The following is a 15955-nucleotide window of genomic DNA, read 5'->3' on the forward strand; positions in this document are numbered from 1 at the left end:
ATGAAAGAGCAATTCGACCTCCTTTTACAATACCTGCAAGGGATCTGGCTTCAGCGTCGATGGGTAGTTATCTCTCTCTGGGTCATTTGCCCGCTAGGCTGGATAGCCGTGACCTTGATGCCGAACCAATATAGCGCCGAAGCACGCGTCTATGCCGATACGCAATCCATTTTACAGCCTTTGCTTCGAGGTATAGCCATTGATACTGATCCTTCGCAGGAACTGGCACTGATGATCAAAACGCTATTAAGCCGCCCGAACCTTGAAAAAATAGCGCGTTACACCGACGCTGATATGCGTGCCAGCACCAGCCAAGAGTTCGGAAAGATCGTTTCCGATCTCAAAAAGAATATATCAATAAAATCGGCAGGAGAAGAAAACCTTTTCACTATCAACTATTCAGGCTCTGATCCGCAATACACCAAAGAGGTTGTTCAGGCTGCTATTGATGTTTTCATTGAAAATACCGTAGGTCAAAAGCGTCAAGATACTGATAAAGCAAATAAATTCCTTACAAGCCAATTAAAGGAATATGAAACTCGACTGATCGATGCCGAAGTGCAACTTGCCGATTTTAAACGACTAAATACAGGCTACATGCCGGGATCTGAACAAAACTACTATCGCCGATTGCAAACCTTGCAGGATCAGTTAGAAGACACCCGGCTAAGCGTGCTAGAAACCGAAATACAGCTCGCAACAGCGCAAAAGCAGCTCAGTGACGAAACCGCAATTGCTGCTCAACAAATGGCCAACTTTAGTACTGAGTACGACATACGCCTAGCCAGTCTCGAAACACGCCTCGATGAATTGCTCTTCCGTTTCACCGACAAGCATCCGGATGTCATTGAAACCAGACGTCAGATTGCCGATCTTAAATTGCTACAACAAGGGTCTCAGAAACGGGCGTCATCCAACTCTCCCTACTCCAACGCAGTCTTGCAGGATATTAAACTCAATATCAGCCAACTTGAAAATCAACTCGCCTCCCTGAAGGTCCGCGAGGCCAACCAGATCGAAAAGAATAACCTTCTCGCTCAAAAGCTAAAACAAGTACCGCACGTCGAAGCACAGCTGACCAACTTGATGCGTAACTACGATATAACCAAATCCAAATACGAAGATTTGCTTTCACGCCGCGAAGCTGCGCTAATATCAAAAAACGTAGATGCCAGCTCAGACGAAATCAACTTCCGTGTCATCGATCCCCCTCTCGCCCCCCAAAGCCCTTCAGGCCCCATAAGGCCATTGCTGCTAACTGTTGTGCTGATTGCAGCTATCGGGGCGGGAGGATGCATAGCCTTCGTGTCGAGTCAGCTCTCACCTGTTGTGGTCTCGTCGGTACAGCTTTACCGTCTAACTAACCTACCTGTATTCGGTCATGTTTCGCTTACAGAAAGCTCTGGCTTAGTTACCAAGGAACGACGCAAGATTTGGCTCTTTTCCTTTATCTGCATCGTGCTCGTTGTCTTCTACGTTGGTTTTATTGCTATTAACTCAACACCTTCCATTCATTCTCGTATTATCCAGGAGATTGAATACCTATGAGCATCATTGAAAAAGCACTTCAGAAACAGAAAAAGGCGGCCAAGCCAAGCCTCATTAGCCAGGCAATGGCAGATCACCCCGTCAAGGACCCTCAACGGGTTTCACCTCAGCTGAAAGAAAAAAACACACAAACTCAAACTAGTGTTCTTTTAAACATAGACACCGACAAACTGGAAAAGAACGGAATGGTGTCGCATACCAATAACAAAGCCAATCCGCAGATCACCAATGAGTACCGTTCAATCAAACAAAAAATTATTCACAATGCCTTTGGCCCTGCCGCTTCTCATCATGAAAATGGCAACTTGGTCATGGTCTCTAGCTCACGCCCTTCAGAAGGGAAGACATTCACAACAATTAACCTCGCACTTAGCCTGGCCTCAGAAAAAGACAAAACAGTATTGCTGGTCGATGCCGATGTGCTGAAGCCGTCAGTCAGCAAAGTACTCGATCTCGATATCGACAAAAAGCCGGGCTTAATTGATTACCTGTTGGGTGATGCTGAGTCACTCTCAGACATCATTTATCAAACAACCATTCCGAATCTTCGTATCTTGCCGGCAGGCACTGCTCACCATCTGAGCAATGAGCTATTGGCAAGCGACAAGATGAGAGATCTCACCAAAGAGCTCGCTTCACGCTATCCTGATCGCATTGTCCTGTTTGATTGTCCCCCTCTATTAGGGGTTGTGGAAACCATCACCGTTTCAAAGTTGCTCGGGCAGGCGATGATTGTCGTGGAATACGGGAAGACCAAGATGGCTGATGTAGAAAACGCCATTTCAGAGCTTAACAAGAACATGGCAATAGGGTTTATTGTCAACAAAGCCATGCAAGGTGCATATAGTCAATATGAGTATGGATATGGGTATGACTATACAAAAGAGAGCCAATCATAAACGCTGGCTACTTAGCGGCATGGTCTTGATGACAGCTCGCTGTCTGGCTGCAGGTGTCGAGTTTCACCCGTATGTCGGCGGTGGATTCACTTATACCGACAATATCGACCGAGTTTCCGAAGGGCAACAAGGCAGCCTGATCTCTGACATTAGTGCCGGCATTTCCACCGATATCCAAGGTGTCGATGGTACGGTTGATCTCGACTATGAACTGAATCAACTCATTTATAGCCATGACTCAAACAACAATGAAACCTATCAGACCCTCTCATTCGCAGCAGATAAAGGGATCAATAGAACAGGGTTCCGGATTAATGCCGATGCCTCGATAGAAAATATCGCCAGAGCCGTCGATCAGAACGCCAACGCCGATATTCTTTCTGGAGATACCATTGAGAACAAAGATGCCAGCTTAGGGGTAAATTACCACTCCAACCCACGCAGTAAAATCGACCTGTCAGCCAAGGCTTACACCGATATCGTCAATAACGAAGACGATATTGGCAACTACAACGGCTATGGTGCCGAGTTTTCTTTTGCCAACGGTTCAACGGTAAAAAAAGTTTTTTGGAAAATAGACGGCTCCTATCAATATAAAGAAAGCAGAGATAACGAAGACGATACCGCTTTTACCCTATTCAGACAGGACTTTGGCCTACAGACTTTGTCAGGCTGGGTACCTTTTATTCGTCTCAACTTCGAAGACTACGAAGGCACAACAGACGCTGACAGTGCTGATTCATTAAGCTGGGGCCCTGGACTGAAGTACTTTTGGACCAAAAGATCTTACCTCGAGCTTAGCTATAACTTCTCTGAAGATGATAACAACCCCGATTTTTGGGCAGGTGCAGTCAATATCAATCCAACCCCCAGAACACGGCTATTTGTCTCCTATGACAAACGCTTCTTTGGTGATGCCTATGAAGCCTTGCTGTCCCACCGTTCGAGACGCGTGAACAACAGTATTCGCTACACCGAAGAAGCGGTAAGTTTTGATCGTGATTTATTCACCACAGGATCCTCCGTCGAGGAAATCTCTCTCAGTCGCCGGCTCGAATGGTCATCAGCATTAACCGGAAGGCGAACCGAGTATGAACTCACCATTTACCGGGACGAGCGCGAAAGCCTTGACGTCGACGCCGAGGAGCAGAACGACGAAGTTGATGGTATAGGTATCGCAGTACGTCATCGCCTATCTCGGCGCTTTAGCGTAGCTGGTAGTTTCGATTATGAGTATTACCAATTTACCGGCCGTACCCTCCCCACCCAGAACGATTACTATCGAGTTTATGAACTTGAAGGGCAATACCAGCTCAATCGACACCTTTCAACCTCTCTGGGATTCAAGCACAACAATAAATCGTCATCATTTGAACCCAACAGCTACGATGAAACTCGAATTTTTATCGACTTAAGGATGCAATTATAATTATGTACGAATCCCATTTTGGCCTCTCGGACAAGCCATTCAAACTGAGCCCGGATCCCCGCTTTTTCTTTTCTAGCCCTCATCATGAAAAGGCCGCTTCTTATTTGAAGTATGGGTTGTCGCAAGGGGAAGGGTTCATCGTTATTACCGGTCCAATCGGAACCGGCAAAACAACAATCGCCAGAAGCCTTGTGGCCTCTTTGGATGAATCGATTGTTGCGGTACAAATAGCAACAACTCGCCTTACTCCCGAAGAGCTGGTCAGGCTGGTCGCGGCCAAGTTTGATATTCAGGTCGAAGGCCTGGGTAAGGCAGAAATACTCAAACGACTCGAACAATATTTGCTGAAGCTGCATCAACAACAACGGCGGGCACTGTTAATCGTCGATGAAGCCCAAAACCTCCCGCCTGAAACCGTCGAAGAGCTGCGCATGCTCTCCAACTTCCAACTCGATGACAAACCGCTTATCCAGAGCTTCCTATTGGGACAAGAGGAACTCAAAGGGATCATCGAACTACCCGAAATGGAGCAATTCAGACAAAGGATCATTGCCTCATGCCACTTGAAACCATTCGATTGCGAGCAGACCTGCAACTATATCCACCACCGCCTAAGGCAAGTTGGATGGCAGGGAAAGCCAAGCCTGTGCGAAAATATCTTCGAAATAATCACTAAACACAGCCAAGGAATACCTCGTAAAATTAACATCTTGACCGACAGGCTATTCTTATACGCCTATCTGGAAGACCTAACCGCGATAAAAGCCGTCGATGTTCACCATGTTCTTGAAGAGATGCAAAGCGAGTTATCCGGATCCATGATGCCGAGCAGCCGTCGGAAAGGTGAAGATGACGAATCGCCAGTCTCTCAGGAAAATACATCCCTACACATATTAGCCGCCCAAGGAGAATCACACGCAGCTCAAACGCTGGAAGCTGTGTCGGAAATACTCGATACGGTTATTGATAGAAAAATTTCTACTATCCGCCACTTAGATAAACTATTAAGGCAAAAAAGGAAATCATTATCAGAGTTAGGAACAACGCTACATGACGAAACAATTTTAGAAAGCGATGAATTAGATAACGAAAAAAACAATTCCGCATTACAGAAAAAATATTGGTGCAGGGAGTTAATGGCCAAGAAAAGCTCTTACCACAATTAGATGATATAACAAGTTCTATTCCGGCTAAGGCAACCAAATATATCCAAGCAGAATCAAGATGCTCGTTCCGCCGAGAATTAGTTGGGCACCCTAATTACACCCTTTATTACAAACCGCTGTGTCGATACTATTAAGCTAATAGATATACCGACTAATGCCCAAAAGAATTCTAGGTAAGCCAGTGACACTGCAGCTCCTGCCGTACCGTAAGCAATCATTGATAATTGAAGCATTCTGGCCAATTCTGATCGCCACCGGTGCTCTTCACCCAGGTGCTGAGTTTCTCTAGCAACCCAAGCTAACTTAAGAAAACAAGTTGCCATTATAGTGAGATATATTATCAGCCCAAGTACGCCATGATCGCCCAAGACCTGAAAATAAATGCTATGCGCGGCCCATCCTGCATCATCAGAGGGAAGCGGGGTTTCAATAAAATCCAGCTTGTCGAAATCTTGTGCCTTCTCTTGCCAAATATAGCTATATGATCCAGTTTTGAATCCCCCTCCTAATAAAGGCCTATCCATGGCTAGCAACGTATGGACTTTCCAAGAATTCAGCCTCGTCACAAATGAGCTATCTTCAGTTGCCGATTCGATGGTATTCATTCTGTTATACCAATCCTGAGAAAGGTAAAGAGCCGCGATACCAACGACAATCAGTATTCCGCTGGTTACAATAAACTTATGATTCGACTTAAACCAGTAATAGCCACCCACAACTAACAGACCGATAAACCCACCTCGCGAGTGGGTACCTAGAACTGCAACCGTGCATAAACATAGCACTCCAATCAGGCTTATTTTCAACCATTTACTACGAGACACCTGTAAGAGAAATACGACCAGAGGAATGAGCATGCATAAAGCAACCGCAAAGTGATTATTATCCGACAACAAGTGTCCCTGAGGGCCTACAATTTTATGAGCACCACCAGTGAGGATAAATTTCAAGCTTTCAACAGAACCGTAAAACCCTATCGATAATATGGTGATCCAACAGATCAGCTCTAGCTCATGCTTCTCTCTTATACATAAAAAAATCATCACGGTAAGCAGGATAATTTTTGTTAATTTTATCCATTCATCCCATACCAGATCAGGAACACCTATTGTCAATACACTCGTAAGAGTTGTATGGATCCAAAAACAAATCACCCAAAAAAAGCTAAAGTTGAAGCTGAATTTTTTCTTATTGCTCTGAAACAAATAACCAATCAAAGCTGTAAACGCAAAAATACTATTGAAACTTATGTTTTGCGCAAATCCATAAAGCCAGTAAACAGGAACAAATAAACCCACCCAAAGCCAGAGAGAGATAGCAACATATGGTTTTTTAAAAGAAAGATACATTAGGTACGTTGAAAAAATAAGAAATACAATGTCTCTCATCATTTTTCCCTCTTTCCACGTTGCTCAGTTGCTCCTTTCTGGTTTTCATTATCATGTTTCAGTGCTTGACGACATCTATGGACTAGCATTACCAAACAAAAAACGAATAATAATGACTCCATAGTATGCTCTCCAGTTTATTAAGCCGAAAATAGTTAAAACTTCTTTCCGGCCATCAAAAATATCAACAATCTTCCACGCTAATAAATACCTTATGCAACGCTTCTCTGCAGACCTAAACGTAAGCTGGCTTGCTTTTTTAATTGCTGAACAATAATTTGAAATTCATATACCCTACTCTTAAGAAGACTAACACTAACAATAGCTAGCACCGCATACAAAACAAACCCAGACACGATAGCAAGTACTAACTTATAATGATCATTATCAACGAAACCAATCAACCAGGAGACAGCTTCATACATAAACCAAGAACACCCCAGCGGAAGAAGAACTAACGAAAGCAGGTGGATTGAGTTTAGCTCTGCAACAACCGTATATAAACCAATCATAAATAATAAAAAGAACATACCAATCAATAGTCTATTAAAAGAAATAACATCAATCGAAGACCCAAAAGATAAATAGAGCATAATTGAAATGAGAATCACGATTATCACATCGGCTACGAACAAAATATGCATTTTGTTCTTCACCGTTAGAATGACCGTCAAAGGCATATACACCGTCATAACGACCATTAATCCAGCTAAGTTACTCATCACAGGTATAGCTTCTAGCCATTGTTGCCCGAGAACAACCTTAACAAAAGGCTCGCTAATAACACTCACCCCAAAAGCACAAGGCATTACAACAAACAATAATACTGCCAGCTGCTGGTAGATACTTTTTTTAAATTCATCCGGATTATTTCTTAACTGCGATATCACCGCGAAAAAACCACGGTTAAGCGGTGCGACAACATCAGTAAAGGGCAACCATGCCAGCTCCTGAGCAAAATTATAAATTCCAAACGTTCGACTGCTAAGCTGATTACTTAGAATCATCACATCAACGCGAGAACGTAAATAACCTGATATTGTCGTTAAATATAGCCACTTTGAAAAATGCCACTGTTTTCGCCACAAACTGGTAGACCACCGAGGACGGTAGCTGCAAACTCGATATCCAATAACCACTTCGATAAAATTACTGAGAATAACGGCAACGATCATGGACCAGTAGTTTTGCCATATTACCGCTATAACAATTGAACAAATAGTACCTATCGTTTTGGCCGCAATACTGACAACCGTAATCGTTTTAAAATTGAGTTGTTTTTCATAGACCTCTAAACCGATATTTCGAAAAGCCATAAGAAAAGGAATGATGGCAACAACCTGAATAACAAGCTCCGCTCTTGTTTCGTTGGTATACGATGCGATTAGAGGGGCAGAAATAAAGAGCAAGAGAGCACACACCACCCTTAAAACCAAGTTTAACGACCAAATGCTGTTAAGGCTCTCATCCGATACCTCCTCTTCCAGAATCACTATTCGGTTCGTTCCAACAGAAGTAAACGCCAAGAATAAATAAATAAAGAACGAGGATATCGCAACAATGCCAAAATCTTCTGGAGTTAGCAGCCGGGCCAAAATAAAGGTACTGACCAGCCCCAATACTCGGTTATACCATGTTGCTATGATCGCCCACTTAGCCCCTGAGATAAGTGCACTGCTATACTTGTTGTTCATAATACAGTACCAAGCATCACTTCCCTACCCGTAACATTGACTCTATCTAGTACACAAGTTGCTTGGGAAGCATTGCTTGTCCTCCTTGTTCACCAATAAACCAACAAACAAAGTCTCGGGTATTTAATGCAAGCTGCTTTGATTCTATATGGTTTTTGGCATAGGACGTCATCGCAGCCTTAACACTGGGCGAATGCAATGACAATATGAAATCCCTTTGTCCAATTTTTTTCTGGGAGTGCGTCAACTGCTGCATTTCCTTCAAGGAAAAACCTTCGGGAGAAAGACGATATCTACGCAATCTCAAACATTTACTAATAACTTTTTTAATCATATTATTTTGACACTGGGTAAAAAAGGAAGTGTGCTTATTTGCATAATCTTGTAACACAGAAACTGTCGATAAAATTGAACAAGTGTGGGGGAAATAAATAATCTCATCCCGTTCAAAAATCGTATTTCCATAATGACTAAAATCTGGCCCACCCTGGCTTGTAAAATCACAATACGCACTAATACTTAAATCTATTTTATAGCCTAGCCTGACTAAACTCCGGGCCGTGTTATTACCGATACCATATCGACCAGCCAAATACGTCACAGGTCGTACTCCCGATACTGACTCTATCTTTTCTGTCAAGCTTGCCAGCTTCTTATACTCCAGCTCTTTAGGTAAATTACCCGGGTAGGTATTCACCGCTGCGACACTATCGCCTGAGGCGAGATCCTCAAAAGGAGGATTAACCCAAGGATGTAGGTGAGCCGCAAATTCAATGTTACTATCAGCCAAACCCCGGTATCTCTCAACAACAGAAGCACCTTCAGGACTAGAGATGAATGGATAGTCCATAGCCAAAGTCACTTTTGCCCCAGCAGCCAACAGCTCGTCAATAAGCAATATCAGCTCATTGTGGTGAGTAACCGACTGGTTTGTCGTCTTAACCCCTTTGCTCCAATCAAACTCTTCTTCTGCATGGATAACTACAGCAAGCCTGTAGGCCATAGCATGCCTCCGTAACAAAAAAGTGCCGCCTACATCAAAATTTTCTTCTCATTGATAATGGCACAGCACAAGAAATTTAACCGAAAAAGAACAAAAAAATTACATCTGAATATATTTCCGCATTCCGTCTTTCCTCAATATTCCACTGGCGAAACTAGGGCTCATTGTGAAAATCTTGCCATAGACAACCTATACTCATTGCTAACAATAGCTTAGAGAGAAAAGGGAATGACCTGTCTTTTTTTAAAGTTTAACCGCACTTTTATGTTTATTGGTTTATTTGCCACTTTTTCACTGGGGCCAAATTTTCATTCGCTTGCCCAACCGAATCTATTCCAAGATGATAAGTTACCGACAAAAGCTATACAGATAAAAGCCCCCCCAATAAGAGCAATAGAATACAAAACGGATACTTCTCGCTACTTTTGGCGTCGGTTCTCAGTGGCCTATTGGCCGACTGTTGGCCCTGACTGGTCAAAGGGAAGCAAAAATAGTCACATACCGAAAAATGCGATTCTAGTTGCTGACCCCGAAAATCTAAGTAAAGCGCTACAAGAAGTATTGCCCGGTCAACACATCGTTATTAAAAGCGGTATATACCCAATTAGCGGAAAACGTCTCCGGATCACTAACCGGTCCCCAAGTAGGCACCAGCCGATTACGCTACGGGCCCTCGAGCCGGGAAAAGTCACCATCGAACTTGATAGTACTGAAGGCCTCTATCTCAACCAGCCATATTGGCGAATATCAGGCCTGCGTTTTGTGGGAAAGTGCTTAAGCCAGTCCAACTGTGAGCATGCTATCCATGTGGTAGGAAAAGCCAGCCATACTATTATTGAGCATAATGAATTCATCGATTTCAATGCCGCAATAAAAGTGAACCGAGACAAGAATGCCTTCCCTGATCACGGTGTAATCCAAAACAACCACTTCTATTTCACCAGCCTCAGAGACGTCACCAAACCCGTCACTCCCATCAATGTCGATCATGGCAACAACTGGCTCATTAGCCGAAATATTATCCGTGATTTTGTCAAGCTCGGCGGAAATAAAACCAGTTATGGCGCCTTTATCAAAGGAGGGACGATAAAGGGGACGATAGAAAATAATCTTGTGATCTGCAATACCACCAATCGGCATTATCCCGGAGCTCAAGTAGGTTTATCTCTGGGAGGCGGAGGCATGGCACAAAAGCACCGCCGGGAAGAAATTAAAGCCGAAACCGTTGGAGCAACCATACGAAATAACATTGTTATGCATTGCAATGATGTGGGCTTATATATAAACAAGGGTAAACAGGCGACAATAAGTAACAATATCCTGTACAACACTCAGGGAATAGATATCAGGTACTCTCAATCAAATGCCCATATCATAAATAACATTCTAAACGGTAAAATCCGCCTGAGAGATAATGGCAAAGCTGAGTCGACAGCCAATTTAATCAGCTCCCGTAGCTTTTGGTCTGGACGAGAGGACATTGATAGCTGGTTCCAATCTCCGAGCATTGGTAACTTCACCATCAAGACAAACCGCGCCAGAAAACAATTACATTCGCAGGCTACGCCCTACCGGCTTTTACCGGGCCAGGAAAATACCGATTTCTGTGGAAATACTATCACTGACAATGACCGGTTTAGTGGCCCATTCAAAGAGGCGAAGGCCTGTTTCCAGTAGTAAACCGCTGCTTCAAGCCTCGAAGAGTCGCTTCAATTTTCAGTACCAGTTGGGGGAATTGATAGTGATAGATAGCAAGTGATGACTCGCAGTTAGCAAACGTTTTCTTATAGCGAGTAGTGCCGCCCATGAAGTCGTAGCTGAGCATGCCGTCAGCTAGCGCCCGCTCTATTAAAAGGTAATGAGCAGTCAATCCTGGCTTCATGTGTTTATCCTCCAGTTCATAATTCAGTGCACTCAAATAAAAATACACCTGATTGCCGTAATGAAAATTGTAAATAACCCCTAAAGGCTCATCACCGGCACGAATATAGTGCAGAACGACCTCACCGCTTTCTACCCCGCGTTTAATCAAGGTATGGTGGAAATGCTTAAATTTGGGATTTGAAAATCCGCTCTGACCCAGCTGGTTCCCCCAACGTTTGATATGAAAAGGCTCTGCTAGTGCAAACACCTTCAACGCCTCTTCCGTCGTCGTTGCTGTCGATATGGTTATCTCGCCTTTGCTCTCATATTTGCGCAGGCTTCTCCTTATTTGATACCGACCACTGCGTGAAAGACTCTGATCCAGTGAGCAATTGTTATCCCGAAGCTGAGTAAAATCCAGTTTATACGCAATAGAATCCCAAACACATCGACGTTCAGCGCCTAGACTCAAAGCTCCGTCAAAAACACCTTTCTCACTCGCCCCGACAACAAAAGTGCCATTGCCAATGACTGAAAGCATCACTGTTGATAACATTGCTGTACGCGTTTTTCCTTCATACTGCGGTAGCAACAAGAAGTCATTGTACTCGATCCATAGCTGATCCAGTCCCTGATCCCCAGTTCGGTGAAGGTAATAGGCCTTCCTTGAGTCAAATGGTAATTTGCTCTTTTTGCCAACAAGGATCCCTAAGCCGACGACCTCGCTCCCAATGCTGGCTTCGATAAGAATACAGTCATCAACACAGCAATCTAACCATGAGCCAATCCATAACCATGACAGGAAAATATTCGGTTGAGTCTGCTCTTCAAGTTGTTGCCATACACTGGCAAGTCTGTCTCTATCCGGATTATAAAAAACCTCACAATGCACAGGATTATTACAGTGTTCCATGGATGACAACCTCGTCTTAATACCTGAAAAACCTTCTATTGAGCATAAGCATAGCAGTCAGGAAAAATATGAGACCGTAAATTAAAACTAATCAATCTCAGGCAAATTAATTGTTTCTGGCTATTATAAAAATAATGAGCTTTTTTGATATTAGAGGGAAAAACATGGACAAAGCCAACTATTTAAAACCCAGCTTGAGGAGCAACTGGACAACTATCAATGCTTGTTGATCGCCATCCTTTCCCATGGCTAATACTGGCGTGCTACTCCATCTTCATCACCTACATTTCATTACTACCGGGCCAGGGCAATGGTGATATTACCGATCTCAAACAATACAAAATTCCGCACCTAGATAAGGTGCTTCATGTAGGGGCATACTGGGTCTATGCACTGCTGGCTCTATTTGCCGCAAAAATGAAATATGAACGCTGGCTGGTCTGTTGCTTACTATTGCTGCACGGTATTCTTCTTGAATATCTTCAGATAACGCTGGCAACGGGTCGAGAAGCCTCAATACCAGATATCATTGCCAACACCGCAGGGGTTATTTTGGGGTATTTTACAGCCCTGATTTATCAACATCATCCGTCTAATCCTCATCATTAAATCATTACATCAGGTTCATCCTTTTTCATCGGGTTTAACCTATAGACACTCTTTCGGATTAGATGCGGAACCAGCTTGGAAAAAGGCAAACGCTTTAGGTGCCCTCTCAAATAGAGAACAAGCAAATACCACTGATCACCAAAGTCATTGTGAACCGGATAAATCGAGCTGAATACTTTACGAAAAGCAGGATCGGTTAAATAGAACACCAATTGGCCCGGCCTGAACTGCTCATAGAAGGCAACCACATCTTCAGGCACATCAAGTTGGTAAATAATGCGACAATAGCGAATGGCATAGAACATACATTCTCCATTGCCAATTGAATGCTGTAACCGTACAAGGTTTTCCCAAAAGTCAGGCTGTTGACTAAAATATTTAATTAACTGAACAATATCGAAAAGATCTCTCACGCCTTTATGAAACTCACTCTCATAAAAAAGATGTATCGCACTGTGAAGGACCATGGCCTCCGGGCTAAGAGTCTGGGCACCGCTACTGTCAGGAATCATATGGGTATGAGTAAGCAAGGTAACGGGATCTGGCCCATGGTTTAATACTGTTGGCAATATATTGAAATGTACATCCAGCTCGGTCTGACGATCAAAATGTCTTAAAGGCGGGATCTCTTGTGAATAATCCCGGTAAAACTTATCATCATAGTCAGTCAGTTTTTTATGCAGCCAGCCATGCTCCATCAAAGCCTGCTCAGCCGTAGCAATCTGCTCTTGCGGAACCAAAATATCAATATCACTCATCAGTCGGCCCTGCATACACCTAATATCTGTAAGCTGGTAAGCCGCCCCTTTTAAATAGACCCAGCGAATATTAAGCCGACTAAACAACTGGCTAATATGCTGATGCTCTTGCACCAGCAACCTCAATTGATTGGTATAGGTATATTCAGCAGATAATACATGCCGCTGAAATTCAACCGGGAGCTCAAACCAAATATCGCACTGTTCACAAAGCGGCTTCAGCTGCGCTAACATATTATAATAACGAGCTTCAGCAATAATTTGTGACAGCTCACGAGGGCTCATTGAGAGTAAAGTCGTGGGGGTCTGAAGAATATCGACCAACTTTAGTGTCGTTATCTTTTTCATCGATCCCTTTCCTGATTGCCACTTCGCAATCTGCTAACTGGTTATATTCAATATATATTGCATCTGCAGCCTCAACGATCTGCTTGGCACAGGCAAAGCCCGTCTGATTCAGTAAACCAAAGTTAAAGCTGTTGGTGATCAGTTCCATCAGTACTTCGCATTTTTCAACCTGTTCGACATAACACTGCTCGGCCGCAGAATACTTTACAAACACAATAAGCGAAATCGGCGCGCTGATATGGACTCTGGCCACACTGGGCTTAGGCGGTTTAACCAGACACACTTTTCCCTTGAGGGTATCAGCAATTTCCTCACCGAAACTCGCGGAAGGCAAGAAACACCGCGCAAGCTCAATGGCATTATTTTTCAGGTTGATCGGTCTTGCCAGACCATGGATTTGCAGCGTTTCGGGGCAAACCAATGCTAATTCATCCGATAATAAGCGCCAGCCTTGTGAGACAAGATAGGCGCACAGGGTACTTTTCCCCGAGCCCGAAGGGGCTGAAATAACGATACCTTTACCGTTCTTTTCTAATGTAGCCGCATGGATAATCAGATATTGATGGGCATGATTGGTAATAAGCCAGTTCATTCCCCATTCCAGCATGGCCGGAGCCTGGTTGAGCGGAAGAGGCTTGAAAGGTTCGCGACCATTGAAATAAAAGCGTGCCTGAGGTTTTATCCATCTGCGCCCTAGCATTCCCGGAATCATCGACACATGAAAATCAACAAAATGCAGTTCAGGATCAGCAAGCAGATTATCTTGATAATGCGTTTTCAGATAACGCTGGACGCTAGGAATTGACGTTTCTACCTCGGTGATAAAAGGGCCGGTTTGCAAATAATAACGCTGCGTTGAAAGGAGCATCCTGCTAGTCCTTAGCTGGCAATAAGATCTGCATCGAAAGTAACTCTTTAATCACACCCAACGCAGATTCAGGCCGCTTTTTCACATAGCTGTCGACTTCACCTGTCATGCAATCCGCATGACTTAAGCGTTCGAGCAACTCTACGACGGAGATATCACATAACATTGACTCAGATGTAAACGGGCTATAGATAACACTTCGAGATTGGTGCTTGAAAGTGCAGTGAATAATGGAAAACTTGCCGTTCAACTCTATCCTTTCGGGTCGCTTGTCTTTCATGCGCCTCCCTGTTTATTAACTCCACAGCTGTAGCTGGCTGATTAAATCATGAAAAGATTTTTTTATCGCAGGGGACTGCTCGTTAACACTGGAATTGTTGTTGAGCTCGTCTGCCAACCTTGAGGCTAGCACCATGATCATTTCAATAACGGCGCTTTCAATTTGCCGAGTATTATAGGGATAACGGATAATACTCGAAGAAAAGAAAGCATTTAAATAAGCAGTAACAAGTACCTGATGAAAGTGCCTGGGCCGAAGTACAACATTCACACCTTTACCTGTGGAACTGGACTCCGTGGGTTCCAGTTTAATTGCCAGCTTAAACTGACCACCACCATGTGCACCCAGTACATGCTTGATTCTCACATCACCGGATTGCTGAACGTTGATCTTAAATTTCCAACCTTTCATGGGGAGGTTTTGCCAATGATAAAATGGCGTGAGAAAGAGTTGGCTGAAGTATGTGCTGCCGCTTATTCTGCTATTGTTTAAAGCTTGCCTCAACGGATAGGTACTATCTCCCTTGCGACTACGAATTACTTGGCTCCAGCGATGGGGGCCAGCAGCATCATTGCTACATAACTCCGGATTCGATGCATTACCAGACACCATTATTGAGCAGTTTTGCCCACCCGCTCCGCTCCCCCAACCTGCGTGACTTTTCAATGAAAACAGGACTGGTGAGATTGCCGCCGAAGTATGAAGAAAACGACGCCGGGAAAAGCGGGATTGTTCTATTGCCGGTCGATCTACAACTTTATCGGCAGTATCTCCATCCAGGTGACTATTCTCCTGAAGACCCGGCTTATCTTGATCCATAATAATCCCTACCGAAAGTACAACACACCGATTGAATACGAGTAAAACTTCTACCACATAAACTTACAACAAAAGTAAAGTTCATATCTTTTGGCCTTGCAAGTTTATTTCCGCTGAAGAAACATCGACTCTCTTGCCAATATTTCTGATAATACCTTCACCTATTTTATAAGCGATCGCCCCCGCCCCAGGAACCAGAACAACTTAAAATTAACAGCCTTTTCTATCTGAGCGGGCCAAGCACCCAAATCAAATTCTAATAATTTTCTTAGCTGAACTTTTCAATAGTCGTAAAAATTCCACGATCACAATACCTTGCCAAATTTGTTCAAAATTTACACTGCATCGACGTTTGAAACATGACAAAAAG

General features: G+C 43.7%; 14 protein-coding genes. 6 read left to right on the forward strand and 8 right to left on the reverse strand.

What is annotated here, in order from left to right; translation table 11 throughout:
- The 4 genes from EDI28_RS07175 to EDI28_RS07190 are packed head-to-tail and all read left to right on the forward strand — an operon-like array spanning position 1 to position 5042.
- Entirely contained in the window at positions 1–1548 is a 1548-nt protein-coding gene (locus tag EDI28_RS07175) for an XrtA system polysaccharide chain length determinant (RefSeq protein ID WP_164918492.1), read from the forward strand.
- On the forward strand, positions 1545–2447 hold the full coding sequence (locus EDI28_RS07180; protein ID WP_128783171.1) for an XrtA-associated tyrosine autokinase: 903 nt from the start codon (positions 1545–1547) through the stop codon (positions 2445–2447). Before EDI28_RS07175 ends, EDI28_RS07180 begins: the two co-directional genes overlap by 4 nt.
- The gene (locus EDI28_RS07185; protein ID WP_164918493.1) at positions 2419–3876 is read left to right on the forward strand and encodes a TIGR03016 family PEP-CTERM system-associated outer membrane protein; all 1458 of its coding nucleotides are present in this window, start codon (positions 2419–2421) and stop codon (positions 3874–3876) included. The genes EDI28_RS07180 and EDI28_RS07185 overlap by 29 nt, the downstream gene beginning before the upstream one ends.
- Positions 3877–3878: 2 nt before the next feature.
- Complete coding sequence (locus EDI28_RS07190) at positions 3879–5042, forward strand: XrtA/PEP-CTERM system-associated ATPase (RefSeq protein WP_128783173.1); 1164 nt, start codon at positions 3879–3881, stop codon at positions 5040–5042.
- 77 nt (positions 5043–5119) lie between these two features.
- Here EDI28_RS07190 and EDI28_RS07195 read toward each other — a convergent pair whose 3' ends face one another.
- The 3 genes from EDI28_RS07195 to EDI28_RS07205 all read right to left on the reverse strand — a co-directional run bounded on the left by EDI28_RS07195 (position 5120) and on the right by EDI28_RS07205 (position 9127).
- Positions 5120–6433, reverse strand: a complete 1314-nt coding sequence (locus tag EDI28_RS07195; protein ID WP_128783174.1) for a putative O-glycosylation ligase, exosortase A system-associated — start codon at positions 6431–6433, stop codon at positions 5120–5122.
- 209 nt (positions 6434–6642) lie between these two features.
- On the reverse strand, positions 6643–8124 hold the full coding sequence (locus tag EDI28_RS07200) for an oligosaccharide flippase family protein (RefSeq protein WP_128783175.1): 1482 nt from the start codon (positions 8122–8124) through the stop codon (positions 6643–6645).
- A 46-nt stretch (positions 8125–8170) separates the two neighbouring features.
- A complete protein-coding gene (locus EDI28_RS07205) occupies positions 8171–9127 on the reverse strand; it encodes a polysaccharide deacetylase family protein (RefSeq protein ID WP_128783176.1) in 957 nt (318 codons plus the stop codon).
- A gap of 441 nt (positions 9128–9568) precedes the next feature.
- Between EDI28_RS07205 and EDI28_RS07210 the strand changes: the two genes are divergently transcribed.
- Positions 9569–10804, forward strand: a complete 1236-nt coding sequence (locus EDI28_RS07210) for a chondroitinase-B domain-containing protein (protein WP_233353303.1) — start codon at positions 9569–9571, stop codon at positions 10802–10804.
- Here EDI28_RS07210 and EDI28_RS07215 read toward each other — a convergent pair.
- Positions 10776–11903, reverse strand: coding sequence for a GNAT family N-acetyltransferase (locus EDI28_RS07215; protein ID WP_128783178.1), 1128 nt, complete (start codon positions 11901–11903; stop codon positions 10776–10778). The genes EDI28_RS07210 and EDI28_RS07215 overlap by 29 nt on opposite strands.
- Before the next feature lie 219 nt (positions 11904–12122).
- Here EDI28_RS07215 and EDI28_RS07220 point away from each other — a divergent pair, with 219 nt between their 5' ends.
- The gene (locus EDI28_RS07220) at positions 12123–12512 is read left to right on the forward strand and encodes a VanZ family protein (RefSeq protein WP_128783179.1); all 390 of its coding nucleotides are present in this window, start codon (positions 12123–12125) and stop codon (positions 12510–12512) included.
- Here the strand turns inward: EDI28_RS07220 and EDI28_RS07225 are convergent.
- Genes EDI28_RS07225 through EDI28_RS07240 form a run of 4 tightly spaced genes read right to left on the reverse strand, consistent with a single transcriptional unit; the run spans position 12509 to position 15585 of the window.
- Complete coding sequence (locus EDI28_RS07225; protein ID WP_128783180.1) at positions 12509–13618, reverse strand: nucleotidyltransferase family protein; 1110 nt, start codon at positions 13616–13618, stop codon at positions 12509–12511. The two genes, EDI28_RS07220 and EDI28_RS07225, sit on opposite strands and share 4 nt — an antisense overlap.
- Positions 13542–14486, reverse strand: coding sequence for an HprK-related kinase A (locus tag EDI28_RS07230; protein ID WP_128783181.1), 945 nt, complete (start codon positions 14484–14486; stop codon positions 13542–13544). The genes EDI28_RS07225 and EDI28_RS07230 overlap by 77 nt, the downstream gene beginning before the upstream one ends.
- Positions 14487–14490: 4 nt before the next feature.
- Positions 14491–14766, reverse strand: a complete 276-nt coding sequence (locus tag EDI28_RS07235) for a hypothetical protein (RefSeq protein WP_128783182.1) — start codon at positions 14764–14766, stop codon at positions 14491–14493.
- A gap of 15 nt (positions 14767–14781) precedes the next feature.
- Complete coding sequence (locus tag EDI28_RS07240) at positions 14782–15585, reverse strand: hypothetical protein (protein WP_128783183.1); 804 nt, start codon at positions 15583–15585, stop codon at positions 14782–14784.
- Between the last annotated feature and the right edge of the window lie 370 nt (positions 15586–15955).

The organism is Photobacterium chitinilyticum, from assembly GCF_004104355.1.
Taxonomy (GTDB): Bacteria; Pseudomonadota; Gammaproteobacteria; order Enterobacterales; family Vibrionaceae; genus Photobacterium; species Photobacterium chitinilyticum.

Bases quoted from the DNA above. Each gene is read 5' to 3' on its own strand.
- EDI28_RS07200 (WP_128783175.1), bottom strand. From the start codon at position 8,124: ATGAACAACAAGTATAGCAGTGCACTTATCTCAGGGGCTAAGTGGGCG.
- EDI28_RS07225 (WP_128783180.1), bottom strand. From the start codon at position 13,618: ATGAAAAAGATAACGACACTAAAGTTGGTCGATATTCTTCAGACCCCC.
- EDI28_RS07235 (WP_128783182.1), bottom strand. From the start codon at position 14,766: ATGAAAGACAAGCGACCCGAAAGGATAGAGTTGAACGGCAAGTTTTCC.
- EDI28_RS07195 (WP_128783174.1), bottom strand. From the start codon at position 6,433: ATGATGAGAGACATTGTATTTCTTATTTTTTCAACGTACCTAATGTAT.
- EDI28_RS07175 (WP_164918492.1), top strand. From the start codon at position 1: ATGAAAGAGCAATTCGACCTCCTTTTACAATACCTGCAAGGGATCTGG.
- EDI28_RS07220 (WP_128783179.1), top strand. From the start codon at position 12,123: ATGCTTGTTGATCGCCATCCTTTCCCATGGCTAATACTGGCGTGCTAC.
- EDI28_RS07230 (WP_128783181.1), bottom strand. From the start codon at position 14,486: ATGCTCCTTTCAACGCAGCGTTATTATTTGCAAACCGGCCCTTTTATC.
- EDI28_RS07215 (WP_128783178.1), bottom strand. From the start codon at position 11,903: ATGGAACACTGTAATAATCCTGTGCATTGTGAGGTTTTTTATAATCCG.
- EDI28_RS07240 (WP_128783183.1), bottom strand. From the start codon at position 15,585: ATGGATCAAGATAAGCCGGGTCTTCAGGAGAATAGTCACCTGGATGGA.
- EDI28_RS07180 (WP_128783171.1), top strand. From the start codon at position 1,545: ATGAGCATCATTGAAAAAGCACTTCAGAAACAGAAAAAGGCGGCCAAG.
- EDI28_RS07185 (WP_164918493.1), top strand. From the start codon at position 2,419: ATGACTATACAAAAGAGAGCCAATCATAAACGCTGGCTACTTAGCGGC.
- EDI28_RS07205 (WP_128783176.1), bottom strand. From the start codon at position 9,127: ATGGCCTACAGGCTTGCTGTAGTTATCCATGCAGAAGAAGAGTTTGAT.
- EDI28_RS07190 (WP_128783173.1), top strand. From the start codon at position 3,879: ATGTACGAATCCCATTTTGGCCTCTCGGACAAGCCATTCAAACTGAGC.